This window comes from Streptomyces sp. NPDC048254 (assembly GCF_043201895.1).
In the GTDB taxonomy this organism is placed as follows: Bacteria; Actinomycetota; Actinomycetes; order Streptomycetales; family Streptomycetaceae; genus Streptomyces.
In genome coordinates, this window is record NZ_JBICZJ010000002.1 from 619,459 (window position 1) to 642,012 (window position 22,554).

The 22,554-nt window shown below is 68.3% G+C and carries 24 protein-coding genes and 2 pseudogenes; 12 read left to right on the forward strand and 14 right to left on the reverse strand.

Translation table 11 applies throughout. The features are described from left to right. Window positions 1–212: 212 nt before the first annotated feature. Both ACGFZQ_RS08150 and ACGFZQ_RS08155 read right to left on the reverse strand, forming a co-directional pair. Complete coding sequence (locus ACGFZQ_RS08150) at window positions 213–470, reverse strand: hypothetical protein (RefSeq protein ID WP_393839645.1); 258 nt, start codon at window positions 468–470, stop codon at window positions 213–215. 296 nt (window positions 471–766) lie between these two features. Continuing rightward, window positions 767–1,412: pseudogene (locus tag ACGFZQ_RS08155) on the reverse strand (class I SAM-dependent DNA methyltransferase). 334 nt (window positions 1,413–1,746) lie between these two features. On the opposite strand from ACGFZQ_RS08155, the gene ACGFZQ_RS08160 reads away from it, so the two are divergent. Beyond that, the gene (locus tag ACGFZQ_RS08160) at window positions 1,747–2,325 is read left to right on the forward strand and encodes a recombinase family protein (RefSeq protein ID WP_393839646.1); all 579 of its coding nucleotides are present in this window, start codon (window positions 1,747–1,749) and stop codon (window positions 2,323–2,325) included. Between the two features lie 323 nt (window positions 2,326–2,648). Here ACGFZQ_RS08160 and ACGFZQ_RS08165 read toward each other — a convergent pair whose 3' ends face one another. The 4 genes from ACGFZQ_RS08165 to ACGFZQ_RS08180 form a co-directional block, all read right to left on the reverse strand. Further along, on the reverse strand, window positions 2,649–2,858 hold the full coding sequence (locus ACGFZQ_RS08165; RefSeq protein ID WP_393839647.1) for a DUF397 domain-containing protein: 210 nt from the start codon (window positions 2,856–2,858) through the stop codon (window positions 2,649–2,651). Window positions 2,859–3,608: 750 nt separating this feature from the next. Further along, a complete protein-coding gene (locus ACGFZQ_RS08170; protein WP_393839648.1) occupies window positions 3,609–4,457 on the reverse strand; it encodes a helix-turn-helix domain-containing protein in 849 nt (282 codons plus the stop codon). 15 nt (window positions 4,458–4,472) lie between these two features. After that, window positions 4,473–4,997, reverse strand: coding sequence for a DUF6879 family protein (locus ACGFZQ_RS08175; protein ID WP_362437865.1), 525 nt, complete (start codon window positions 4,995–4,997; stop codon window positions 4,473–4,475). Continuing rightward, complete coding sequence (locus tag ACGFZQ_RS08180) at window positions 4,969–5,211, reverse strand: hypothetical protein (protein ID WP_362437867.1); 243 nt, start codon at window positions 5,209–5,211, stop codon at window positions 4,969–4,971. The genes ACGFZQ_RS08175 and ACGFZQ_RS08180 overlap by 29 nt, the downstream gene beginning before the upstream one ends. A gap of 246 nt (window positions 5,212–5,457) precedes the next feature. Here ACGFZQ_RS08180 and ACGFZQ_RS08185 point away from each other — a divergent pair, with 246 nt between their 5' ends. Next, window positions 5,458–6,627: an IS30 family transposase gene (locus ACGFZQ_RS08185; RefSeq protein ID WP_393839875.1), complete on the forward strand. Its 1,170-nt coding sequence runs from the start codon at window positions 5,458–5,460 to the stop codon at window positions 6,625–6,627. Window positions 6,628–6,698: 71 nt separating this feature from the next. Here the strand turns inward: ACGFZQ_RS08185 and ACGFZQ_RS08190 are convergent, their stop codons facing one another. Next, window positions 6,699–8,372, reverse strand: coding sequence for a fumarate hydratase (locus ACGFZQ_RS08190; protein ID WP_393839649.1), 1,674 nt, complete (start codon window positions 8,370–8,372; stop codon window positions 6,699–6,701). A gap of 169 nt (window positions 8,373–8,541) precedes the next feature. On the opposite strand from ACGFZQ_RS08190, the gene ACGFZQ_RS08195 reads away from it, so the two are divergent. Together ACGFZQ_RS08195 and ACGFZQ_RS08200 are read left to right on the forward strand one after the other, a co-directional pair. Continuing rightward, the gene (locus ACGFZQ_RS08195) at window positions 8,542–9,243 is read left to right on the forward strand and encodes a DUF1707 domain-containing protein (RefSeq protein WP_351741704.1); all 702 of its coding nucleotides are present in this window, start codon (window positions 8,542–8,544) and stop codon (window positions 9,241–9,243) included. 153 nt (window positions 9,244–9,396) lie between these two features. Next, on the forward strand, window positions 9,397–9,780 hold the full coding sequence (locus ACGFZQ_RS08200) for a WhiB family transcriptional regulator (RefSeq protein WP_351741706.1): 384 nt from the start codon (window positions 9,397–9,399) through the stop codon (window positions 9,778–9,780). 140 nt (window positions 9,781–9,920) lie between these two features. Here ACGFZQ_RS08200 and glpX read toward each other — a convergent pair whose 3' ends face one another. Then, on the reverse strand, window positions 9,921–10,958 hold the full coding sequence (gene glpX, locus ACGFZQ_RS08205; protein ID WP_351741708.1) for a class II fructose-bisphosphatase: 1,038 nt from the start codon (window positions 10,956–10,958) through the stop codon (window positions 9,921–9,923). Between the two features lie 125 nt (window positions 10,959–11,083). On the opposite strand from glpX, the gene ACGFZQ_RS08210 reads away from it, so the two are divergent. Beyond that, the gene (locus ACGFZQ_RS08210) at window positions 11,084–11,611 is read left to right on the forward strand and encodes a DUF4245 domain-containing protein (RefSeq protein ID WP_351741711.1); all 528 of its coding nucleotides are present in this window, start codon (window positions 11,084–11,086) and stop codon (window positions 11,609–11,611) included. A gap of 87 nt (window positions 11,612–11,698) precedes the next feature. Here ACGFZQ_RS08210 and ACGFZQ_RS08215 read toward each other — a convergent pair whose 3' ends face one another. From ACGFZQ_RS08215 to xseA, 3 genes are all read right to left on the reverse strand, one after another. Beyond that, a complete protein-coding gene (locus tag ACGFZQ_RS08215; RefSeq protein ID WP_351708662.1) occupies window positions 11,699–12,289 on the reverse strand; it encodes a malonic semialdehyde reductase in 591 nt (196 codons plus the stop codon). 154 nt (window positions 12,290–12,443) lie between these two features. Then, window positions 12,444–12,680: an exodeoxyribonuclease VII small subunit gene (locus ACGFZQ_RS08220; RefSeq protein WP_351741716.1), complete on the reverse strand. Its 237-nt coding sequence runs from the start codon at window positions 12,678–12,680 to the stop codon at window positions 12,444–12,446. A 51-nt stretch (window positions 12,681–12,731) separates the two neighbouring features. Then, window positions 12,732–13,940 carry an exodeoxyribonuclease VII large subunit gene (gene xseA / locus ACGFZQ_RS08225; protein WP_393839650.1) on the reverse strand — a complete coding sequence of 403 codons (1,209 nt, stop codon included), beginning with the start codon at window positions 13,938–13,940 and terminating at the stop codon, window positions 12,732–12,734. Window positions 13,941–14,098: 158 nt separating this feature from the next. Between xseA and ACGFZQ_RS08230 the strand changes: the two genes are divergently transcribed. Then, on the forward strand, window positions 14,099–15,112 hold the full coding sequence (locus tag ACGFZQ_RS08230) for a 4-hydroxy-3-methylbut-2-enyl diphosphate reductase (protein WP_351741721.1): 1,014 nt from the start codon (window positions 14,099–14,101) through the stop codon (window positions 15,110–15,112). 75 nt (window positions 15,113–15,187) lie between these two features. Beyond that, a complete protein-coding gene (gene ppgK, locus ACGFZQ_RS08235) occupies window positions 15,188–15,937 on the forward strand; it encodes a polyphosphate--glucose phosphotransferase (protein ID WP_393839651.1) in 750 nt (249 codons plus the stop codon). An 88-nt stretch (window positions 15,938–16,025) separates the two neighbouring features. Here ppgK and ACGFZQ_RS08240 read toward each other — a convergent pair whose 3' ends face one another. Beyond that, a complete protein-coding gene (locus ACGFZQ_RS08240; RefSeq protein ID WP_351741726.1) occupies window positions 16,026–16,559 on the reverse strand; it encodes a DUF6542 domain-containing protein in 534 nt (177 codons plus the stop codon). Between the two features lie 196 nt (window positions 16,560–16,755). On the opposite strand from ACGFZQ_RS08240, the gene ychF reads away from it, so the two are divergent. After that, window positions 16,756–17,844 carry a redox-regulated ATPase YchF gene (ychF, locus tag ACGFZQ_RS08245; protein ID WP_351741729.1) on the forward strand — a complete coding sequence of 363 codons (1,089 nt, stop codon included), beginning with the start codon at window positions 16,756–16,758 and terminating at the stop codon, window positions 17,842–17,844. 389 nt (window positions 17,845–18,233) lie between these two features. On the opposite strand, the gene ACGFZQ_RS08250 is transcribed toward ychF, so the two are convergent. Beyond that, window positions 18,234–18,626, reverse strand: coding sequence for a PIN domain-containing protein (locus ACGFZQ_RS08250; protein WP_393839652.1), 393 nt, complete (start codon window positions 18,624–18,626; stop codon window positions 18,234–18,236). Further along, window positions 18,623–18,874, reverse strand: coding sequence for a hypothetical protein (locus ACGFZQ_RS08255; protein ID WP_393839653.1), 252 nt, complete (start codon window positions 18,872–18,874; stop codon window positions 18,623–18,625). Before ACGFZQ_RS08255 ends, ACGFZQ_RS08250 begins: the two co-directional genes overlap by 4 nt. Window positions 18,875–19,279: 405 nt before the next feature. On the opposite strand from ACGFZQ_RS08255, the gene ACGFZQ_RS08260 reads away from it, so the two are divergent. The 4 genes and pseudogenes from ACGFZQ_RS08260 (at window position 19,280) to ACGFZQ_RS08275 (ending at window position 22,186) form a co-directional block, all read left to right on the forward strand. After that, the gene (locus ACGFZQ_RS08260) at window positions 19,280–19,585 is read left to right on the forward strand and encodes a hypothetical protein (RefSeq protein ID WP_393839654.1); all 306 of its coding nucleotides are present in this window, start codon (window positions 19,280–19,282) and stop codon (window positions 19,583–19,585) included. Further along, window positions 19,579–20,034, forward strand: coding sequence for a hypothetical protein (locus ACGFZQ_RS08265; RefSeq protein ID WP_393839655.1), 456 nt, complete (start codon window positions 19,579–19,581; stop codon window positions 20,032–20,034). Before ACGFZQ_RS08260 ends, ACGFZQ_RS08265 begins: the two co-directional genes overlap by 7 nt. Then, window positions 19,956–20,684, forward strand: a pseudogene (locus ACGFZQ_RS08270) (SDR family oxidoreductase); the annotation flags it as partial. The gene ACGFZQ_RS08265 and the pseudogene ACGFZQ_RS08270, both read left to right, overlap by 79 nt. Window positions 20,685–20,767: 83 nt before the next feature. Continuing rightward, window positions 20,768–22,186, forward strand: a complete 1,419-nt coding sequence (locus ACGFZQ_RS08275; RefSeq protein ID WP_393839656.1) for an ATP-binding protein — start codon at window positions 20,768–20,770, stop codon at window positions 22,184–22,186. The last annotated feature ends 368 nt before the right edge of the window (window positions 22,187–22,554 follow it).

Below are 22,554 nucleotides of genomic sequence, written 5' to 3' on the forward strand. Positions count from 1 at the left end.
GGAAGAGAGTCTTTCGGCTCATCGAGGTGGAAGCACCATTGCGACACGACGTTGTCGCCCAAGGCTAGATCGGCTACAGCAGCGCGCAGCCGCGCTGCATGCTCCAAGATGTCGCCTTGACTCACGGCAGATATTGAGCCTACCGAGGCTCCTTCATGCGCAATGAAGTTGCGGGCTTTCCTCGCCCCATCGAGGGCGTCGAAGGCGGAGGTTCACGAGCCGAGCGATGTGTTCGCTAGGTCTCGCAACGTTCCCCCGAGCATCTTGTCCGGGGGCAGACCGTTGGTCATCTCTTGCAGACCCAACACCGGGTCGGCTTGTGCAGCCTCGGCAAGGTTGGCCATCCGCAAGACGTACTGACACTTCGACTCGAAGGCATTGGCCAGATGCAACGCGCGACCAGCCGACAGGAAAAGCGCGTCCAACAACCGTGGCTCACGCGGCTTCAGATAGCTCAGCGACCAACCCATGCGATCCACGGTACTGACACCGTCAAGGGGATTTCGGCCGGCTGACGGGGAAGGCGCCGGTGTTCAGGTCGTGGAGGCTCCCACAGTGGCCCTGGCCACCGGAAAGAGCTGGGAAGGGGGGTCTGAAACTCTGAAGGCATCCTTCCGGGCACCCGCGCCCTTCCTTCCGAGCGCACGGCCGCACATTAACCCGAACTGGTGGGAATCTGCGCCTATGCTTAACGCATCGTAGCGACCCCTCCCGCGTATATCTGGATTGCGCTGTCCTATCGGTCGCAACCGGGACGCTGGCGGGGCTAGGACTGACGGCGCGCGAAAAGGACCGCCCCTGGAACACTCTCATCAAGGTCGAGCAGCATTTGGGCCTCGACCGTGAACCCAGCCTCGCGTAGCCAGGCCGCCACTTGGTCGGGTTGGCGGCGGTGGACGTAGACGTTCATCGGATAACCGCCGTAGCCCTGCGTCTTCAGCCTCGACTCGTCGCCGACGTGAAAGCCGAGCAGCAGTGGTCCGCTGGGACGCAACACCCGCCGGAAGTGGCCGAAGACCGTGGGGACGGCATCGTCGGGGACGTGAATCAACGTCCAAAAAGCGAGCAGGCCCGACAACCGAAGCGTCGGCGAGGTCGAGGTCTGTCATCGAGCCCACCTCGAACCGCAGGCCGGGGTGGTCGCGCCGAGCTACGTCGATCATCACGGGTGAGAGGTCGATACCGAAAGCGTCCACAGCCAACTCATGCAGGTGAGCGGTGACGTGTCCAGGTCCGCAGCCCACGTCCGCCACCGGCCCGCCGCCAGCGGCGTGCACCAAGTCGGCGAACAACGCCAGAGCCGCTCGAAGGTACGGTTCCCTGGCCAAAGCCTCGCGTATTCGGTCGGCATAGCTGACCGCGACCGTGTCGTAGGAAGTCCGGGTGTCTGCTAACCAGCGGTCCGCGTTCATGCCTCGACACAGTAGTCCAGTGATCAGGACGCCGTGCACAGCCAGCGCACCGCGTGATCATCGTTTCGATGCCGCAAGACGCAGGCTGACGACCCAGATCAACTGGGATCAACAACGAACCAGACCAGGTCATCCGAGACGGGGGCCAGACCCCCCAAGAGGGGACATGCGCCCACGTCGCTCAGTGGGGGACCCGTAGATCCGTCTCGAAAACGGTGGTTAGTGGATCAGTGGCCGAAGGGGCCACTCTCGGGCCCCAGGTCGTTCCAAAAGTCATTCCAGAACCTTGCTCTGAAGCCTTGGGTTTCGGAATGGGTTTTGGAATGATCGGGGCATGGGGACGAACACCACCACCGGTCACCTGATCGGCTACAAGCGGGTCAGCACCAAGGCGCAGGATGCGCAGCTTCAGGCTGACGCTCTGGCTGAGGCCGGCTGTGCCCGAGTCTTCGAAGACAAGGCTTCGGGTAAGAACATCGACCGCGCGGGCCTCCTGGCCGCACTCGACTACATGCGCGAGGGTGACACGCTCGTCGTCTGGAAGCTGGACCGCCTTGGACGGTCCACGAAGGACGTGCTGACGATCGCCGAGGATCTGCACGCCCGAGGCATCGCCCTGCGCATCCTCACTGGCACTCTCGCCGGTAGCTACTCGCCGAAGGGCGAGGGGAAGTTCTTCTTCACGATGATGGTCGCCTTCGCCGAGCTTGAGCGAGACATGATCGTGGAGCGCACCCGTGCCGGTTTGGAAGCGGCCAAGGCTCAGGGCCGCACCGGTGGCAGGCCCAAGGCCATGACCGAAGACATGATCGCGGCGGCCAAGGCTCGCCGGGCCGCTGGTGAGTCTTACGGGGCGATCGCTAAGGCTCTCGGGGTCGGGCAGGCCACCGTTTACCGCCACCTCTCCGAGTAGGCGCAGCAGCGCGACAGGAACCCCCGCGCTCTCGGGCCGGGGGTTCCTTCGTTCCCTATACGGCCATCGCTGCGACGCGGGGAAGCCCCGCCCATCTGCCACGGGGGAACGACAGACGGACGGGGCCGACAGTGGGCCCGCTCAGTGCTCGCGTGGCCGGTCGGGGGCACGGGTGGCAGCGTTACGCCACCACCACAAGCCCCGGCAGGCAGGCGGTGAGAGCCAGAAGAACGCCCCGCACCGCGCGCACCACGGCAACCCGTTCTCGGGGTCCATGGGGCACTCGGCGTTACAGCGGGGGCACTTCGGCACGGGACTTACTCTCAGGCGCTCAGGTCGTACTCACCTGCCTTCACAGCGACCGTCAGGTCGGACCTCTGCGCGGCTGTCATGGTGACGATGGTCTCGGGCCGCTCGCTGTCCCGCAGCGCCACCACGCCGGGCACGTTCAGCGCCACCTCAGGGCAGTTGTTCACCCGTGCGTCACGGCATGCCGCCGTCCTGACGAACTCGAATTCGGGGACTCTGCTCATGCTGCCGTTCCCTTCTCCGAACAGCGGGGATACGGTCCCCGCGCTGTCGTACAACCCGCCCCGGCTGCTCGACCTGTCCACGGTTTCCACCAACCGGGGGCGGGAGTTCATAGGTTGTGCGTCGCGGCAAGCGTGATGATCAGGCCGCAGGCGAGCCAGGTAACGAACACGACGGCTGGCCAAGCTATGCGGCCAATGAATCGCCTCACCATCTCCAACCGTCGAGCTTCCCGCCCGCGCACTGCGGGCACCGAACCTTCTCCCGGTTGTTGCACGTCCAGCACCCCCCGAAGCCCGCACAGCCAGGGCACCAGACTTCGCGGTGACCGAAGCACGTACCGCAAATGGTCGCCATGGCGTTCAGCCACTCGATCATGCCGGGGGCCCTGCCCTCGTACCCAGTACGGCCTGCCCGCCGCTTCTTCGGGCGCTCCAAGGCTGTGGTCACGGTCGGCCCAAGCGGCTCTGCCGGTTGGCTTCCGCTACTCGCTCCCTCAGCGTCGGGCGGGGACTGCCGACGTCGGAATGCGGGGCCAGGTCTGCGCCTTCCGCGCTGTTCCCTAGCGGGTCGTCGGCATCTTTGAAGACCAGTAGCCGCCCGTCATCTCCGTGGTCTGCCACATCCCGGGCCAGTCGTGCTCTCGCTTCGCTCGCCATGGTTGCCCGCTCCTCGTAGCTGCGCTCCGTGGCCAACAAGCTAGGAACGGGCCACGGTTGGGCTCTACGAAGTTCTACAGAATTGCACGCGAGTTACCCGAGGGCCCCTATGGCATCGGTGATCAGGGCGCGCGCTGAGCCCCCGTAGACGGCAATCTCGGACAGCCGATCGAATGCCTCGGCGTACTGCCCGACCTCTGAGGGAGCAGTGACGTTGACAGCGGCAGTCAGTAGCTCCACCTGGGCCTGCTCGGTGTCGTAGATGCTGAACGTCTCCAGCGGCCACATGTGCCGCGAAGCCGTGAACGGCACGACTCCCAGGGATACCGCCGGAAGGGACATGATCGACAGCAGGTGCCCGAGTTGCCCGGCCATGACTTCGGCGTCGCCCATGCGGTACCGCAAGACGGCTTCTTCAACGAGGATCGCGAAACGGTGGTCACCTTGGCGCAGCACGCGCGCCCGATCCATGCGGGCCGCGACGGCTTCGGTCACGTCGTTCGGGGACTGCCGGAAGTGGGTGATCTCGGAGAGCAGCGCCGTAGCGTAGGCCGGGGTCTGGAGCAGCCCCGGCACAACGTTGGAACAGTAGATCCGGAAAGTCCGCGTGCGCTCGAAGAGCGGTACGTATGACTCTTGGAGTCGACGCAGTCCCGTGCGCTGTAGGCGGCGCCACTCGACATACATGGACTCAGCCGAGCGAGAAGCAGCGATCAGGTCGGCCGCTTGGCCGTCAGCTCCGCAGATACCGCACCATGCGCGGATATCAGCATCGGACGGTGGCGTAACCGCGTTCTCCAGCCGACTCGCCTTGGAGGGGTGCCAGCCGGCCTGTAGGGCCACCTCCCGCGCGGTCAGCCCAGCGTCTAGGCGGACCTCCCGGAGACGTGCTGCGAGCGCCTCACGGGCAGCCTGGACGCTGGACGACGGGGAACGGGCCATTGGTGCTGTCGGGCCTCAGATCTTGTAGCGGTCGTGCGGAATGGCTCGGTCCCAGACGGCTTCGAACGCCGAGGCGCACAGCTTGACCACCTCGGGACGGTCGTCCACCTCGTCGCCGAGGTAGACACCTTCACCTGAGAAGTAGCCGAACCTCACCAACCGGTCATCGAAGCACCAGTAGTCGTTGCCCGGCAGGGCAAGGTCCGACGCGTTCCGGCGGGGAAGCCAACGGATCTGCTCACCAGCGGCGACGTTGGTAAACGTGCCGTCGTAGAGGTAGCGCGTGTACTCGCTCACGGGCTCCGAGACGATTCGGGCGCGACGGATGACCACGCCATGGGAGACGGTTTCCGACACCATGTCGAGCCACGGACGCCACCACGACGCACGGTCGTTCGGGTCGGGCCGATACCCGGCCTTCCACGCGGCCACGCGCGGAGCCTCGTCGGGGTCGTCGTAGAAGTCGCGCATCTCCAGATGCACGGCGGACCGCTGACAGTTCGCCAGCAGCTCAGCGAACGGCGGTGCCGTCTGCGGCATCGCATGCCTCCCGGATGGCGGCAGCCATACGCATGGGCAGCCGGACGACGGTCTCACTGTCGGGGATGGGACCGGACTTCAGGCACTCGGCACGCGTGGCCTCGTCCACCGTCCAACCCTGCATCACGATCTCTTGCTTCTCCTCGTCAACCCACACGGTGGGGCAGTTCGCCCCATCCGTGTTCGGGTCCTTGGCGATGAACCGTAGCGACACAGCAGCCTCCCGGGCTAAGTGGGTTGCACGGACTTCTACGCAACGAACCCTCGCGACGCACGCGATGCGGCGTCAAGAGTGCGGTTTTGGCCAGGTCAGACGACAAGAGCCCCCGGCGGGCTTCCGTTCTAGTGGTCGTTGCAACACCCCAGCTCAGGGGATGCGATGGACTTCGAGATTCGGGACGAGCGGAAGCCTCAGGGGCCCCGCAGGTTGGTCGCCGAGCGAGCCGCATACTTCCAGCTCATGGAGCAGGGTTACAGCACCCGGGAAGCGGCCCGCATCGTCGGCATCAACCTGCGGACCGGCAAGAAGTGGCGCAACGGCCACCACTCGCCGGGCAAGGGGAAGAAGCCGGTCCCTGGGCAGCAGCCCGAGGAGGCGACAGACCGGAGGGAACCGGCTTCTCTCGCGTCGAGATACCTCCGCGAGGAGGAGCGCATCCACATCGCCGACCGGCTGCGGGAGAAGGCGTCCATCCGGCAGATCGCCGTCGAGCTGGGCCGTAGTCCGTCGACCGTGAGCCGGGAGATAGGCCGGAACCGCCGGCCGATGCCCAGAGGCGGCTTCTCCTACCGGCCCTTCCACGCCGACAATCGGGCGCGACACAGACGAGCCCGCCCCAAGGTCGGCAAGATCGGCCAGAACCCCGAGCTGCGGGACTTCATCCAGGAACATCTGACGATGCGGTGGAGCCCTGAACAGATCTGCCAGGCTCTGCGGGCCCGCTTCCCCGATCGGCCGGAGATGCACGTGGTCCACGAGACGATCTACCAGGCCCTCTACGTCCAGGGCCGCGGTGAACTCCGCCGCGAACTGACCCGCTCGCTGCGGACCGGCAGGGCCATGCGACGGCCGCACCGCCTCTCCAACAAGCGCGTCAACCGGCCGATCAAGAACATGGTCATGATCAGCGAGCGGCCTGCCGAAGCAGCCGACCGAGCCGTCCCCGGCCACTGGGAAGGCGACCTGATCATCGGCAGGAACGGCCAGTCCGCCATCGGCACACTCGTCGAGCGGTCCACCCGCTACCTGATGCTCGTCCACCTGCCGACCGGCCACAGCGGCCTGGCCACCCGCGACGCGCTCGCCGCGACTGTCCAGACCCTCCCGCCTCACCTCTGGCGGTCCCTGACCTGGGACCAGGGCTCGGAGATGGCTGCCCACCGGGCGTTCACCGTCGCCACCGACATCCCGGTCTACTTCTGCAACCCGGCCAGCCCCTGGCAACGCGGCTCGAACGAGAACACCAACGGCCTGCTGCGACAGTACTTCCCGAAGGGCACCGACCTGGCAGCCCACACTCCCGAGAACCTGGCGGCCGTCGCCGCCGAACTCAACAGCCGCCCACGCAAAACGCTCGGCTGGGAAACCCCAGCCGAGCGTCTCGCTAAGCTCCCGGCCACAGCCAGTTGATCACCTGTGTTGCAACGACCCCTGGAATTCGCCGGGTGCCGGGGGCTCTCTTCAGGCGTCGCTCCGCCGGGTCAGCCGAGGCCGGGACCCCGCACGGGGATGCTGGTGAACGTCGGCTGCTCAGGTTCCCGCGAAGTGAAGAAGTCGTTGCCCTTGTCGTCGACGACGACGAACGCCGGGAAGTCCTCGACCTCGATCTTCCAGACGGCCTCCATGCCGAGCTCCTCGTACTCGACGACCTCGACCTTCTTGATGCAGTCCTGGGCGAGCCGTGCGGCCGGGCCGCCGATGGAGCCCAGGTAGAAGCCGCCGTGCGCGTCGCACGCGTCGGTGACCTGCTTGCTGCGGTTGCCCTTGGCGAGCATCACCTTGGAGCCGCCGGCGGCCTGGAACTGCTCCACGTAGGAGTCCATGCGACCGGCCGTCGTAGGACCGAAGGAACCGGAGGCGTACCCCTCGGGGGTCTTCGCCGGACCGGCGTAGTACACCGGGTGGTCCTTCAGGTACTGCGGCATCTCCTCGCCCGCGTCGAGCCGCTCCTTGATCTTCGCGTGCGCGATGTCACGGGCGACGACCAGCGGGCCGGTGAGGGAGAGCCGCGTCTTGACCGGGTACTTGGTCAGCTCGGCGAGGATCGTGTCCATCGGCTGGTTCAGGTCGATCTTCACCACGTCGGAGGACTCGTCGAGGTGCTCGTCGGTCGTCTCGGGGAGGAAGCGGGCCGGGTCCGTCTCCAGCTGCTCCAGGAAGACGCCCTCGGCGGTGATCTTCGCGACGGCCTGGCGGTCCGCGGAGCACGACACGGCGATGGCGACCGGGCAGGACGCACCGTGCCGGGGCAGCCGGACCACGCGCACGTCATGGCAGAAGTACTTGCCGCCGAACTGCGCGCCGATCCCGATCTTCTGCGTCAGCTCGAAGACCTTCTGCTCCAGGTCCTTGTCCCGGAAGCCGTGGCCGAGCTCGGAGCCCTCCGCCGGGATCTCGTCCAGGTAGTGCGCGGAGGCGTACTTCGCGGTCTTCAGCGCGTACTCGGCGCTCGTACCGCCGACGACGATCGCCAGGTGGTAGGGCGGGCAGGCGGCCGTACCGAGCGAACGGATCTTCTCCTCCAGGAACTTCATCATGGAGGCCTCGTTGAGGACGGCCTTCGTCTCCTGGTAGAGGAACGACTTGTTGGCCGAGCCGCCGCCCTTGGCCATGAAGAGGAACTTGTAGGCGCCGCCGTCGGCCGCGTACAGCTCGATCTGGGCGGGCAGGTTCGACCCGGTGTTCTTCTCCTCCCACATGGTGAGCGGAGCCATCTGCGAGTACCGCAGGTTGAGGTTCAGATAGGCGTCGTAGATGCCGCGGCTCAGCGCCGCCTCGTCGCCGCCCTCGGTCAGCACGTTCTGCCCGCGCTTGCCCATGACGATCGCCGTGCCGGTGTCCTGGCACATGGGCAGCACGCCGGCCGCCGCGATGTTCGCGTTCTTCAACAGGTCGAGCGCGACGAACTTGTCGTTGGCCGACGCCTCCGGGTCGTCGATGATCCGCCGGAGCTGGGCGAGGTGGGCGGGCCGCAGGTAGTGCTGGATGTCGTGGATCGCCTCTTCGGCCAGCTTGCGCAGCGCCTCCGGCTCCACCTTGAGGAACGTCCGCCCGTCCGGTCCCTCGACGGTGGACACACCCTCCGAGGTCACCAGCCGGTACGGGGTGGTGTCCTCGCCCTGGGGGAGCAGATCGGTATACGCGAACTCAGGCATCTCAGCCCATTCCTCACTCTGGCGGACGGCCGCCCGCCGACGCTGGCGAGCGCTCTCCAGCGTAGAACCTGGCTCCGACACGGAGCTTGTGAGGTAAGGCTCAGTTCGACACGCCCGAGGTTGTCCACACCCCTAGTCGCGATCTATCGCGTTTCGGTACTCTGCTGCCGTGGACCTTCAGAAGCAGACCCCTCAGGAGCGCGCCGGAACGCCGGTCGCCGAGCTGCGCGCCTCGGACGCCGACCGTGACCGCATCGCCGACATCCTGCGGGAGGCCCTCGCGGAGGGGCGCCTGACCGCCGACGAGCACGCCGAGCGCGTGGAAGGCGTGCTGAGCGCCAAGACGGTGGGCGAGCTGGAGGTCTTCATACGGGACCTGCCGGCGGCCCACGCCGGCCCGGCCGCGTCGGCCTACACGCCGGTCCCGCCCCGGCCGACGCCCGGCGCGATCCCCGTCGAGCCGGACAGCAACGTGGTGGCCGTCTTCAGCAGCGCCCGCCGCCGGGGCCGCTGGCGGGCGGGCCGCCGGTTGCACGCGTACGCGGTCTTCGGCTCCATCGAGCTCGACCTCACCGAGGCGATCTTCGAGTACCAGCAGGTCGTCATCAGGGCGTTCTCGATCTTCGGCGACGTCCAGATCCGCGTCCCGGAGAACGTCTCGCTGCGTGGCACCGGCGGCGGTGTGCTGGGCAACTTCGAGGCGGACACGCTGGATTCGGTCGACTCGGACGCGCCGGTCGTCTACGTCGAGGGGTGGGCCGTGCTCGGCAACGTGGAGGCGCGGCCGAAGCGCGGGAAGTTCATCGAGGACATCCTGGACCGGGTTCAGGACAAGGTCGACAGGAAGTTGCGCAAACACCTGGACCGTTGACGGACGCGAATCACTGCTCGACGGACGGTGCCCGGGATCGTGAACAAGCCGCCCCGCCACGGCTGTTGAGGACGCTGTGCATAGGCCCGCGCACAGCGGGTAGGCCTTGCTGCATCGTCTCTCGCTCGCGAAGCCGTCGTCAGGAGTAGACCCGTGCTGCAACCGCCGCATTCGTCCCTGCAGGTAGCTGCCGTTCCGGCCCAGCGGGTGCCGGCGCGGGACAGGGACCAAGACGCACCCTGGCACACCGAGGCGGTGTGCCGGCGCGACGAGGCAGGCCTGTTCTTCGCACCCTCCAAGGAACCAACCGCCGCCCGGCTGTCCCGGGAGGAGGCGGCCAAACGGGTCTGTGCCCGCTGTCCGGTGATGGTCGAGTGCCGCGAACACGCGCTGCTCCAGCCCGAGCCGTACGGCGTCTGGGGCGGCCTCACCGCAGCGGAACGCCGCGTGGTCCTGGCCAGGCGCAGGCGCCGCGACATGGAACTGAAGAAGGCGGCACGAGCGGCGGCGACGAACCGGATAGCACAGGCGGGCTAGGCAAAAGGCGCCCTCTCCGCACAGAGGGCGCCTTTTGAACGCGGTGAGGGGGCAGCGCCCCGTCAGGGGCGCGGGGAACTGCGCGACCAGCCACAACGCAGCAGTAGCCGCGTGCTGTCGGCAGCCTCTCCCCGTCGGCGCTACTTCGCCCGGTCGAAATCGACCGCGCTGTACGCCCGCAGCTTGCGCAGCCGGTGCTCGGAGTCGATCCGCCGTACCGTCCCCGACTTCGACCGCATCACGATGGACTCGGTCAGCGCGGTCTCCGACCGGTACCGCACGCCGCGCAGCAGCTCACCGTCGGTGATCCCGGTGGCGACGAAGAACACGTTCTCCCCGGTCACCAGATCCTCGGTCGTCAGCACCCGGTCCAGATCGTGCCCGGCGTCGATGGCCCGCTGCCGCTCCTCGTCGTCCTTGGGCCACAGCTTGCCCTGGATGGTTCCGCCCAGGCACTTCACGGCGCACGCGGAGATGATGCCCTCGGGCGTACCGCCGATGCCGAGCAGCATGTCGACGCCCGTGCCCTCGCGCAGCGCGTAGATCGAGCCGGCGACGTCACCGTCGGAGATCAGTTTGATGCGGGCGCCGGCCTCGCGGATCTCCTTGATGATTCCTTCGTGCCGCGGCCGGTCGAGGATGACGACGGTCACGTCCTCCGGGGTGGCCCGCTTCGCCTTGGCGACCCGCCGGATGTTGACGGAGACCGGCGCGTTGATGTCGACGAAGTCCGCCGCATCCGGGCCCGTGACCAGTTTGTCCATGTAGAAGACGGCGGACGGGTCGAACATGGCACCGCGCTCGGCCGCGGCCAGCACGGCGATCGCGTTGGGCATGCCCTTCGCGGTCAGCGTGGTCCCGTCGATCGGGTCGACGGCGATGTCGACCTCGGGACCGGTCCCGTCACCGATGCGCTCCCCGTTGAAGAGCATCGGGGCCTCGTCCTTCTCGCCCTCCCCGATGACGACCACGCCGTTCATCGAGACGGTGGAGACGAGGGTCCGCATCGCGCGTACCGCGGCGCCGTCGGCGCCGTTCTTGTCGCCGCGGCCCACCCAGCGACCGGCGGCCATCGCGGCGGCTTCGGTCACCCTGACGAGCTCCAGGGCGAGGTTGCGGTCGGGGGCTTCGGAGGGGACATCGAGCTCGGACGGCAGGTGATGATGGTTCTCGGTCATCGGAGCGCACCTTTCTGATACGACGACGGCCGGATGAGGGTTCCTGTCGACTCTATCGCCAGGCTGACAAAATGAGCAGGGGACCCCACGGATGAGCGCAGCGGGCACCTGCGACGATAGGGGACGTGGCAGGCACGAACGGCAAGCAGAAGACGGTCCGGGACATGATTCTCTCCCTGGCCCTGATCGGTCTCGCGGCGGGCTTCATCTACCTGCTCGTCCCGCATGACGATCACGCTCCCGACATCCAGCGGGTCGACTACCGGGTCGAGCTGCTGACGGCTCGGCGCGCGGCGACCTACCCGGTGGCCGCGCCGGAGGGCCTGCCCAGCGCCTGGAAGGCGACCTCGGTCCGCTTCCAGGGCGAGGCCGGCGACCGCTGGCATCTCGGCTACCAGACCCCCGACGGTCAGTACGTCCAGATCGAGCAGTCGACTCAGAAGCCCGTCACGGACTTCATCACCGACGCGAGTCAGGGCGCGTCGGCGACGAAGACGACCGAGAAGATCGGCGACCGCACCTGGACGCACTACACCGGCGGCCGCTACGACGCGCTGGTGCTGGAGAACACCCCCGGCTCCACGACGGTGGTGGCCGGCACGGCCTCGTTCACCCAGCTGACGAAGATGGCCGCGGCACTGCGGATGTCCTGACCCGTCCGTTCTGATGTGGAGAGGCCCCCGGCGCCGTCTTCCGTTCTAGTGGTCGTCGCCGGGGGCCTCTCACGTGTGCGGGGTGGCTCAGACGGTCGTGACGACGTCGTCGTACGCCAGGCGCGGAGAGCGCGGGAACCAGGCGTCCGGGCCCGGCTTGCCGATGTTGACGACCATCACCGGGGTGTGGTCGTCGTCCAGGAACTCCTTCTGGATGCCCGCGGCGTCGTAACCGCCCATCGGGCCGGCGGCGAGGCCGGCGGCGCGGACGCCGATGATGAAGTACGCGGCCTGGAGGGCGGCGTTCAGGGCGGCGCTGCCCTCGCGCACCGCGCGGTCGCCGAAGACGGCGTCCTTGGCCTGCGGGAAGTGCGGGAAGAGCTGCGGCAGCTCCTCGTGGAACTCGTTGTCCGCGGCGAGGATCGCGACCAGCGGGGCGGCGGCGGTCTTCTTCTGGTTGCCCTCGGCCATGTGCTGCACCAGGCGCTCGCGGGCCTCGGGGGAGCGGACCAGGACCACCCGGAGGGGCGACTGGTTCATGGAGGTCGGGCCGTACTTGACCAGGTCGTAGATGGCCTGGACCTGCTCGTCGGACACGTGCTCGTCGGTGAAGGTGTTGGCGGTGCGGGCCTCGCGGAACAGCAGGTCCTGGGCGGCGGGGTCAAGAACAAGAGACATGGCTTCTGACTTCCTGGAGGTCACGATCCGTCGAATCCGGACCGCGGTCCGGATAGGCTGACGGCACGACCATACGCCGAGAAGGTTCAACCTTCAACAACGGTCGGAACCTGGTGATCCGCTTCACAGGCACCGCCCGCTCACACCGCCCCGCTCACTCCCCCTCCGCGCCCCCTTCCGCGCCCTCTTCCTCCTCGGCCAGCGCCGCGTCCAGCCGGGCCCGCGCCCCCTCCAGCCACCGCCGGCACACCCGGGCCAGCTCCTCGCCGCGCTCCCAGAGCGCGAGGGACTCCTCAAGGCTCGTCCCGCCGGCCTCCAGCCGCCGTACGACCTCGATCAACTCGTCGCGCGCCTGCTCGTAGGAGAGCGTCTCTTCCGTCTTGCCGCTCATGCGTCCACCTTCCCCATCGACTCGTACGACCCGTGCGACCCGTGCGGCATCTCAGCCGTCCACCCGCACCGTGAACTCCCCCTCGGCGACCCGCGCCCGCAGCGCCTCGCCCGGCTCGACCTCCGCGCTGCCCCGTACCACCTGGCCGTCGTCCTTCTGCAGCACGGCGTAACCGCGCTTCAGCGTGGCGGCGGGGGAGAGCGCCACCACGCGCGCGTGCGTGTGCGTCAGCTCGGAGTCGGCGCGGTCGAGCAGATGCCCGAGGGTGCGCCGCGACCGGTCCACCAGCGAGGCGACATGATCGGCCCGCTCGTCGACCATCCGGTGCGGGTCCTCCATGACGGGCCGCGCCAGCGCGTGCGCCAGCCCCCGCTCCTCCCGCCCGACCAGCCCGTCCAGGCACCGCCGGGCCCGGTCCCGCAGCATCCGCACCCGGTCCAGCTCCTCGCCGACATCCGGTACGACCTTCTTGGCGGCGTCGGTGGGGGTGGAGGCGCGCAGGTCGGCGACGAAGTCGAGCAGCGGGCTGTCGGGCTCGTGCCCGATCGCGGACACGACGGGCGTACGGCACTCGGCGACGGCCCGCACCAGCTGCTCGTCGGAGAACGGCAGCAGATCCTCCACGCTGCCACCACCGCGCGCCACGATGATCACGTCGACGTCCTGGAGCGCGTCGAGCTCCTTCACGGCCTGCACGACCTGCGGCACGGCGTGCACGCCCTGCACCGGCACGTTCCGCACCTCGAACCGCACCGCCGGCCACCGGTGCCGGGCGTTCTCCAGGACGTCCCGCTCGGCGGCCGAGGCCCGCCCGCACACCAGCCCGATCAGCTGCGGCAGGAACGGCAGCGGTTTCTTCCGCGCGGCGGCGAACAGCCCCTCGGCGGCCAGCGCCTTCTTGAGCGCCTCCAGCCGCGCCAGCAGCTCCCCGACCCCGACCGGCCTTATCTCGGCCGCCCGCAACGACAGCTGCCCACGCGGCGCGTACCACTCCGGCTTCGCGTGGACGACGACCCGGGCGCCCTCACCGACGACATCGGCGACGGCGTCGAACACCTGCCGGTAGCAGGTGACGCCGATCGAGATGTCGTACGACGGATCCCGCAGCGTCAGAAACACCACACCCGCCCCCGGCCGCCGGGAGAGCTGGGTGATCTGCCCCTCGACCCACACGGCACCGAGCCGGTCGATCCACCCGCCGATCAACCGGGAAATCTCGCCGACAGGCACAGGCGTTTCGACAGACGTGTTCAAAGCCATGCGCCGAGCGTAACGGCGCCCACCGACAAGACTTCGTCACTCAGCCCGCCACCGCGCGACCGGCACCGACACCGTTGCTCCGCCCCGGGCGACGCCGTCGTCGGTCTCCCCGGGATCGTCACCGGGACGCGATCTCGCCCCCCGAACCCGGCCTTACGATGGGTGCCATGACTGCTTCGCCTGGCCGCCGTGTCCTGCTCGCCGCCCCCCGTGGCTACTGCGCGGGTGTGGACCGCGCCGTGATCGCCGTCGAGAAGGCCCTGGAACAGTACGGGGCCCCGATCTATGTCCGGCACGAGATCGTCCACAACAAGTACGTCGTGCAGACCCTGGAGAGGAAGGGCGCGGTCTTCGTCGAGCGGACCGAGGAGGTCCCGCCGGGGAACATCGTGATGTTCTCCGCGCACGGCGTCGCCCCCGTCGTCCACGAGGAGGCCCAGCGCGGCCGCCTCGCCTCCATCGACGCGACCTGCCCGCTGGTCACCAAGGTCCACAAGGAAGCCGTCCGCTTCGCGAACGAGGACTACGACATCCTCCTGATCGGCCACGAGGGCCACGAGGAGGTCATCGGCACCTCCGGCGAGGCCCCCGACCACATCCAGCTCGTCGACGGCCCGGCGGACGTGGCCAAGGTCGAGGTCCGCGACGAGTCCAAGGTCGTCTGGCTCTCCCAGACCACGCTCTCCGTCGACGAGACCATGGAGACGGTCGACGCGCTGAAGGAGAAGTTCCCGCAGCTGATCTCGCCGCCGAGCGACGACATCTGCTACGCCACCCAGAACCGTCAGCTCGCCGTGAAGCAGATGGGCGCCGAGGCCGAGCTGGTCATCGTGGTCGGTTCCCGCAACTCCTCCAACTCCAAGCGCCTCGTGGAGGTCGCCAAACTGGCCGGTTCCCGCGCCGCCCACCTGGTCGACTTCGCCAGTGAGATCGACGAGGCGTGGCTGGACGGCGTGACCACGGTCGGCGTCACCTCCGGCGCCTCCGTCCCGGAGGTGCTGGTCGAGGAGGTCCTGGCGTGGCTCGCCGAGCGCGGCTACGGCGATGTGGAGATCGTCAAGGCGGCCGAGGAGTCCATCACCTTCTCGCTGCCCAAGGAACTCCGCCGTGACCTGCGCGAAGAGGCGGCCGCCCTGGTCGCCGAGCGCGGCGGCAGCGGCACCGAGGCCTGAACGGCGCTCGTACGACGGTGTGACCGGGGGCCGTCCGGCGTCGTGACTGTCAGTCGTACGACGTAGCGTGGAGCCATGCAGATCTTCGGCGTGGACATCGGTGGTTCCGGGATCAAGGGCGCTCCTGTGGACCTGGACAAGGGCGACCTGGCCCAGGAGCGCTGCAAGGTGCTCACCCCGCATCCGGCGACGCCCGACAGCGTCGCCGACGGGGTCAAGCAGGTCATCGACCACTTCGGGTGGACCGGCCCGGTCGGGCTCACCTTCCCCGGGGTGATCAGCGACGGCACACATATCCGTACGGCGGCGAACGTCGACAAGAGCTGGATCGACACCGACGCGCGCACGCTGTTCAGCGACCGGCTCGGCGGCCTGCCGGTGACCGTGGTCAACGACGCGGACGCGGCGGGCGTGGCCGAGATGCAGTTCGGCGCCGGCCGGGACCGCAAGGGCGTGGTCATCCTGCTCACCTTCGGCACCGGCATCGGCAGCGCCCTGTTCACCGACGGCGAGCTGGTTCCCAACACCGAGCTGGGCCACCTGGAGCTGGACGGCCACGACGCCGAGAAGAAGGCCTCCAGCAAGGCCAAGGAGGACCACGACCTCACCTGGGAGCACTGGGCACGCCGGGTCACCAAATACCTCGCCCATGTCGAGATGCTGTTCACTCCGGAGCTGTTCATCATCGGCGGCGGCGTGAGCCGCAAGGCCGACAAGTTCCTGCCCCTCATCGAGGGCATCCGGGCCGAGATCGTGCCGGCGCAGCTGCAGAACAACGCGGGGATCGTGGGCGCGGCGATGCGCGCGGCGCACCACGCCAAGTAGCCGCGGGCAGCCGGAGACAGTCGGAGAGAACCGGGGACAGCCGGGGACGGCCGGAGAGAACCGGGGACAGCCGGGGACGGCCCGGGGGTCAGCCTCCGCGCCGGCTCCGGATCAGCCGGATCCGGCGGACGATGACGATCACCCCGGCGACCAGCGTGCCGCCGTAGAGCCAGCCGGCCTGCGTGGACAGGGCCGTCACCAGGCCCATCACACCGCCCAGGAACCCGCCGCCGCCGTCGTCGGCGACGGTCAGCAGGCCGGTGGCGAAGGCGATCGGGACGACGACGGGGGCGGTCAGCAGATCGCTCCCGCGCACCCACAGCGCGGTCAGCGCGCACACCGGCAGGGACAGTACGCCGTACACCGTCAGGGACGCCCCGAACAGCAGGGCGTCCAGGAAGCCCAGCAGGAACATCGCGGCCGCGCAGAACAGGCCGCCGCCGAGTCCGGTGAGCCGTGGGCCAGGTGGTCGCCGGGGGCCGGCCGCCGCCGTACCGGACCTTCCCGGGGCCGGCCGGCGCTCGGGCGTCGCCGGCCGCCGTCCGGCCTGCGGCGGCAGGGGCGCGCGGGGGGCCCCACGGCGCTGTCCGTGCTGTCGGGGACGGGTCCTGTGATGCTCCACCGGACCAACTTAGGTCGGTTAATGTGCCAAGTCGCAGCCCAGACACGCCGAAACCAAGCCGAAGAGCAGAGCTTGTCCAGGTGTTCGACGCGGCCGCCGGTCAGGGGCTCCGAACCCCGTAAACTGGTGGATCGGCCGGCCCGCCGGCACTGGCAGCCTCCGGCTCACTCACCCACTCACTACGGGAAGTCGCAACGTGTCGCTCACGATCGGAATCGTCGGCCTGCCCAATGTCGGCAAGTCGACCCTGTTCAACGCCCTGACCAAGAACGACGTGCTGGCGGCCAACTACCCGTTCGCCACGATCGAGCCCAACGTGGGTGTGGTCGGCGTCCCCGACGCCCGCCTGGCCAAGCTGTCCGAGATCTTCTCCTCGCAGCGGATCCTCCCGGCGACCGTCGACTTCGTCGACATCGCGGGCATCGTGAAGGGTGCCTCCGAGGGCGAGGGCCTGGGCAACAAGTTCCTCGCGAACATCCGTGAGTCCGACGCGATCTGCCAGGTCATCCGTGCCTTCAAGGACGAGAACGTCGTGCATGTCGACGGCAAGGTCTCGCCGAAGGACGACATCGAGACGATCAACACCGAGCTGATCCTCGCCGACCTCCAGACGATCGAGAAGGTCCTGCCGCGCCTCCAGAAGGAGTCGCGGATCAAGAAGGACGTGGCGCCCAAGGTCAAGGCCGTCGAGGAGGCCAAGGAGATCCTGGAGAAGGGCGACACGCTGTTCTCCCAGGGCATCGTCCAGGGCTCGGACCGCGCCGAGCTCCTCCACGACCTGCACCTCCTCACCGCCAAGCCCTTCCTCTACGTCTTCAACGTCGACGAGGACGAGCTGACCGACGACGCCTTCAAGGCCGAGCAGCGCGCGCTGGTCGCCCCGGCCGAGGCGATCTTCCTCAACGCCAAGCTGGAGGCGGACCTCGCGGAGCTCGACGAGGAGGACGCCCTGGAGCTGCTGGAGTCGGTCGGCGCCGAGGAGCCCGGACTCGCCACCCTGGCCCGCGTCGGCTTCAACACCCTCGGCCTGCAGACCTACCTCACGGCCGGCCCCAAGGAGTCCCGCGCCTGGACGATCAAGAAGGGCGCGACGGCCCCCGAGGCGGCCGGTGTGATCCACACCGACTTCCAGAAGGGCTTCATCAAGGCCGAGGTCATCTCCTTCGAGGACCTGGTCGAAACCGGCTCGGTGACCGAGGCCCGCGCGAAGGGCAAGGCCCGCATGGAGGGCAAGGACTACGTCATGCAGGACGGGGACGTCGTCGAGTTCCGTTTCAATGTGTGATCACGACATTACTGCACGTTAATGCGATTGGTTTGACGCGTGTATTCGGGGTCGAGCCCTCTCGTGGGCTCGGCCCCCTTCGTCGTTTCCATGTTGGCGTGATGGGCGGATCTGCTCGTGCAACTGGTCAAACATGAACCGGCTGGTGTCGGAGGCCAGGCCGCAGATGGCTGCGCTTACCGCTTAGGAGACCTTGTGCTAGCTGGGCCATCACTCGGCCAAGAACTCGATCGGCATTTACGGGAACCTTCGAAAACTATTCCTGTTGCCCAGCTCGTGGGCCCGCTACCGGGAGGTCCTAACGCTGCCCATGCACCTCTACGCGATCAGGTGGCCCCGCCTATCTCCAACCCTGCGATAGCGGGCCCACAGGGGCTGGTCGTCGGAGGTCAGACGGTGCGGATTACAGGGGCGGGCTTGATGTCCTGGGCGTCGATGAGGGTGCGGATGTCGTTCGGGTCCGAGGTCCAGATGATGGCGCCGAGGCTGGCTGCCATGGTCACGACGGTGGCGTCGACGATGTCGGAGGTGCCGGCCTTGCCGCAGAGGATGCCTGCGGCTTTGGCGGTTTCGAGGCCGACGGGTACGACGTGGCACCCGGCGAGGAACTTGCCGAGTCTGACCTGGCGGCGGGAGTCCCGCCATGCCTGGCTGACGACGACGGACGGGACGTGAATGTCCCGTCCGTCTTCCAGGGCCAGGCTGTGGCGGGCCCACATGCGTCGGTCGTCGTTGTCGATGGCGATGAGTACCCCGGCGTCGTACAGGTAGGGGATGTTCACGCGGCCGGGGCTCCCGAGCTGCTGAAGTACTCGGCGTCGGCGGCGGCCAGGTCCGCGCGGGCGGCGGCGAGCTCCTCCGGAGTGAAGGCGCCGTGTTCCGCCTGCCACTCCTGGATGACGGCCCGGCCGGCCCGCAGCCGCAGCTCCCGTTCGGCTGCTCCGGCGACGAGACGGGAGAGTGGGATGCCCTCTTCCTCGGCGGCTCCGGCCAGGGCTTCGACCAGGGATTCGTCGAGAGTGATAGTCACCTTCTTTGTAGCCATACATCAACCATAGCGCGGTATGGCCTTCGGTGCTGATGTACGGATCACGTGCCGACCGGCGTGGAGGGCGTGAGCGCATCCAGTGAGGAGGGCCCTCGCCGACTCGATGGCCTGCGAGGCTGTGGGTGAGGCTGGGTCCACATTCGCCGGAAAGAGCGGATTGGTGATGAATGTCTTGCGCGGCCGTGAGGTGGCGGTGCACGGTTTCGAGTACGGGCCAGGCGAAGGATCGGGGCTTGGGTGGCGAGTGTTTTTCAGAGGTGCAAGAGGGATGTCCGGGACCGGAACTTTCCCTGTGATCGTCCGCGGTGTCGGCATGGGTGGACGGTGCGGTACCGGGAACCGGGCGGTAGGCGCGGGCGGCAGCGGGAGAGGTCGTTTCCCCGTCGGGTGGGCTCGGATGGTGCGGACGCTTTCGCAGACAAGGTCGAGAACGACAAGAAGGCCGGCATTCGCTTCGATCCTGTGCGTGGGCTTGTGCCGTTGCGGGCCTGGGCTCAGGAGTGGCTGGAGCGACGGGTCATCGGTGAGTCGACGCGCCGCAACTACGAAGGGTTCATCCAAAACCATCTCGTGCCGCGCCTGGGACGGAAGACGCTGGCCGGGTTGGCGCGGCGCGACTTCGAGAAGTTCGCCAAGGACGTGCATGCCTCCGGTGCGGGGTTGCGGTCTCCACGGTCAATGATCGGATGGTGATGGTGGCCGCGATGCTGGAGGCGGCCGTCGTTGACAAACTCATCCCGGACAATCCCGCGCGCGGCGTCCGGATATCCCGGGCGGCCCCGTGCGCGGTGGACGAGGACGAGATTCCCACGCTGGGCGAGGTCGATCTGATCGCGGAGTACATCGCCCCGCAGTACCGGCTCGCGGTCTACCTTCAGTCGGGTACCGGCCAGAGACCCAGCGAGGCGCTGGCCTTCTCCACCGAGTGCCGACGATCTGGCTTCGTCAGGGTCCGCTGGCAGGTCAGTGCCAAGGCGCGCCGCGATGACTGCCGCTCGGTCTTCGTGCCGCTCAAGCACCGGGCGGAGGGTGAGTACCGGGACGTCCCGGTCGCCCTGTTCACTCCCGCCCCGGCGACCCCGCAGCCGCCGCCTGGCACCAGCTGGACATCCGCGATCCCGTACGCGTGGAGGCGGTGCTGACCGTGGTGGCGCCGCATGCGGTGATCAACGTGACCAGCGGCGGGGCGGACTGGAAGGTCACCGCCGACGGCTCCATCCACATCGCCATGGCCACCGCGAAGCTCGGCATCCGCCTGGTGCACGTCTCCAGCGACGCCGTCTTCTCCGGCAGCCGGGTCCACTACGACGAGACCTGCGCCCCAGACCCGATCACCCCGTACGGGGCCGCGAAGGCCGCCGCCGAGACGGCCGTGCGGCTCCTGTGCCCGGACGCGGCCGTCGCCCGCACCTCGCTGATCATCGGGAACGGCCAGTCCGAACACGAACGCCTGGCGCACGCCCTGATCGCCGGAACGCGGGAAGGTGTTCTCTTCACCGACGACGTCCGCTGCCCCGTGCACGCCGATGACCTGGCCGCCGCCTTGTGGGAACTCACGCGATCGGACGGGGCCGGTCTCTTCCACCTTGCCGGCCCCGACGCTCTCAGCCGCTACGACCTCGGCGTACGCATCGCCCGGCGCGACGGCCTGGACGCATCCCGTCTGCCGTCTGGGCGCCGAGCGGACACGCGCCTGCCCGGGCCACTCGACGTGCGGCTCGACAGCCGCTCTACCCAGCATCGGCTGACCACCAGGCTCCGTGGTGCCCGGGAGTTCCTCGGCGAGGCGTAGGCGAAGTGTGGGCTCCCCCGGCACTGCACTAACGTCAATGTTGCTAACATTTACGTTAGTGTCATGGGTGGAGGTCGGTAGCCATGGTGGACTTTGTAGGCCGTCGGCAGGAACTGGCGACGTTGGAGCGAGAGCTGCAGAAGGTCGCGGAAGGGGTTGGCGGGGAGCGGCCCGGTCGGTGCGTGATGTTGCGCGGGCGGCGCCGAGTGGGCAAGTCGCGACTGGTCGAGCGGTTCGCGGAGCGCTCCGGAGCCCCGTTCCTGTTCTACGCGGCGACTGGTGCGTCCCCCAGGGATGATCTGGCACGGCTGGCCCGGGACGCCCAGGCATCGACGCTGCCGTTGGCGGGGCTGGTAGCCGCCGCGCGGCCGGAGAGTTGGGATGCCGCGTTCGACGTGCTGGCCGCGGCGCTGCCCGCTGACCGGGCGAGTGTGCTGGTCATCGATGAAGTGCCGTACCTGATGGATACCGATGGCGCCTTTGAGGGGATGCTGCAGCGGGCCTGGGATCGGGTGCTGGAAACCAAGCCAGTGCTGCTGGTCCTCATCGGCTCCGATCTGTCGATGATGGAGGCACTGAACAGCTACGGGCGCCCCTTCCATCAGCGCGGCCGGGAGATGGTACTGGGACCGCTCAACCCCGCCGAGGTGGGACAGATGCTGGGGCTGGATCCGGCGGAAGCTTTCGACGCTGCGCTGGTCACTGGCGGGCTGCCGCTGATCTGCGCGGAGTGGCCGCGCGGCGCAGGGTTGTGGGACTTCCTCGGCGAGGCGCTGAGTGATCCGGTCTCGGCCCTGCTTGTGTCGGCCGAGCGCTCGCTGGCCGCCGAATTCCCCCCGCAGGCCCAGGCGCGTACGGTGCTGGCGGCTATCGGCAGCGGCGAGCGGACCTTCACCAACATCGCCCGCGCGGCCGGCGGGATCGGGGCCACGCCGCTGCAGCGAGCTCTGGAGCTGCTTACCGACAAACGGATCGTCGTTGGGGAGCTGCCTGTATCACTGCGTCCGTCGAAGGATCGCCGCTACCGGGTGGCAGATCCCTACCTACGGTTTTGGCTGCACCTGCTCGGCCCGTCCATGGAGGAGATCGAGCGAGGGCGGGGCGATCTGACCTTGGCGCGCATCCGGGAGAACTGGACCAGCTGGCGCGGCCGGGCGATCGAGCCGCTCATCCGCGAGGCGCTTGCCCGGATGCTGCCCGACGACCAGCTCCCAGTAGCCCCCGCGGTGGGCGGCTACTGGACCCGCACCAACGACGTCGAAATCGACATCGTCGGGGCGGACCGTGCCCCCATTGCCAAGGAGTTGATCTTCGTCGGCTCCATCAAGTGGCTGGAGCAGTCGCCCTTCGACCGGCACGACCTGGCAGCACTTCATCGACACCGGGCCGCTCTCACCGACGAACCCGTTCCAGTCGTGGCGGTCTCGCGTAGCGGAGTCGACTGTCCGGGGCTCGATGCCGCCTATGGCCCCGGCGATTTGCTCACCGCTTGGCCGCTGTGAGCGGCGGATGGCAGGCGAGGAGCAGGAGCTGGTGAGCGCGATCGGGCCGCAGACGTTGGAAACGTCCCTCAGATCCCGGCCCGTAGCCGACGCTGTTGTGCAGCGTTGGCGATCTTGAGCCTTCTCATACTTCGTCTCGTATTCCGCGCTGGGATGGTGCTGGGACGCGCCTACGTTTCCGCAGGTCAAAGCCTTGTGGAGGCGGTCGAGCTCGTTCCGTCGTTCCTCGGGGTCCTGTTGGCGGGCGCCGCCTACGTGCCGCTCGACGCGATGGCCCCGGCGGCCGCCTTCAGGGGATCCTCGACGAGGTCGGTGCCCAGCTGATCGTCACCTGCGGTCCCCGCGCGTCGCGAGCCCAGGGCGGACCT

Excerpts from the sequence above, each read along its gene's own strand:
- ppgK (WP_393839651.1), top strand. The coding sequence starts at position 15,188 with ATGCAGATCTTCGGCGTGGACATCGGTGGTTCCGGGATCAAGGGCGCT.
- ACGFZQ_RS08190 (WP_393839649.1), bottom strand. The coding sequence starts at position 8,372 with ATGCCTGAGTTCGCGTATACCGATCTGCTCCCCCAGGGCGAGGACACC.
- ACGFZQ_RS08185 (WP_393839875.1), top strand. The coding sequence starts at position 5,458 with ATGGAGCAGGGTTACAGCACCCGGGAAGCGGCCCGCATCGTCGGCATC.
- glpX (WP_351741708.1), bottom strand. The coding sequence starts at position 10,958 with ATGACCGAGAACCATCATCACCTGCCGTCCGAGCTCGATGTCCCCTCC.
- ACGFZQ_RS08265 (WP_393839655.1), top strand. The coding sequence starts at position 19,579 with ATGGTGATGGTGGCCGCGATGCTGGAGGCGGCCGTCGTTGACAAACTC.
- ACGFZQ_RS08150 (WP_393839645.1), bottom strand. The coding sequence starts at position 470 with ATGGGTTGGTCGCTGAGCTATCTGAAGCCGCGTGAGCCACGGTTGTTG.
- ACGFZQ_RS08160 (WP_393839646.1), top strand. The coding sequence starts at position 1,747 with ATGGGGACGAACACCACCACCGGTCACCTGATCGGCTACAAGCGGGTC.
- ACGFZQ_RS08275 (WP_393839656.1), top strand. The coding sequence starts at position 20,768 with ATGGTGGACTTTGTAGGCCGTCGGCAGGAACTGGCGACGTTGGAGCGA.
- ACGFZQ_RS08220 (WP_351741716.1), bottom strand. The coding sequence starts at position 12,680 with ATGAGCGGCAAGACGGAAGAGACGCTCTCCTACGAGCAGGCGCGCGAC.
- ACGFZQ_RS08165 (WP_393839647.1), bottom strand. The coding sequence starts at position 2,858 with ATGAGCAGAGTCCCCGAATTCGAGTTCGTCAGGACGGCGGCATGCCGT.
- xseA (WP_393839650.1), bottom strand. The coding sequence starts at position 13,940 with ATGGCTTTGAACACGTCTGTCGAAACGCCTGTGCCTGTCGGCGAGATT.
- ACGFZQ_RS08175 (WP_362437865.1), bottom strand. The coding sequence starts at position 4,997 with ATGCCGCAGACGGCACCGCCGTTCGCTGAGCTGCTGGCGAACTGTCAG.
- ACGFZQ_RS08170 (WP_393839648.1), bottom strand. The coding sequence starts at position 4,457 with ATGGCCCGTTCCCCGTCGTCCAGCGTCCAGGCTGCCCGTGAGGCGCTC.
- ACGFZQ_RS08230 (WP_351741721.1), top strand. The coding sequence starts at position 14,099 with ATGGGTGCCATGACTGCTTCGCCTGGCCGCCGTGTCCTGCTCGCCGCC.
- ACGFZQ_RS08215 (WP_351708662.1), bottom strand. The coding sequence starts at position 12,289 with ATGTCTCTTGTTCTTGACCCCGCCGCCCAGGACCTGCTGTTCCGCGAG.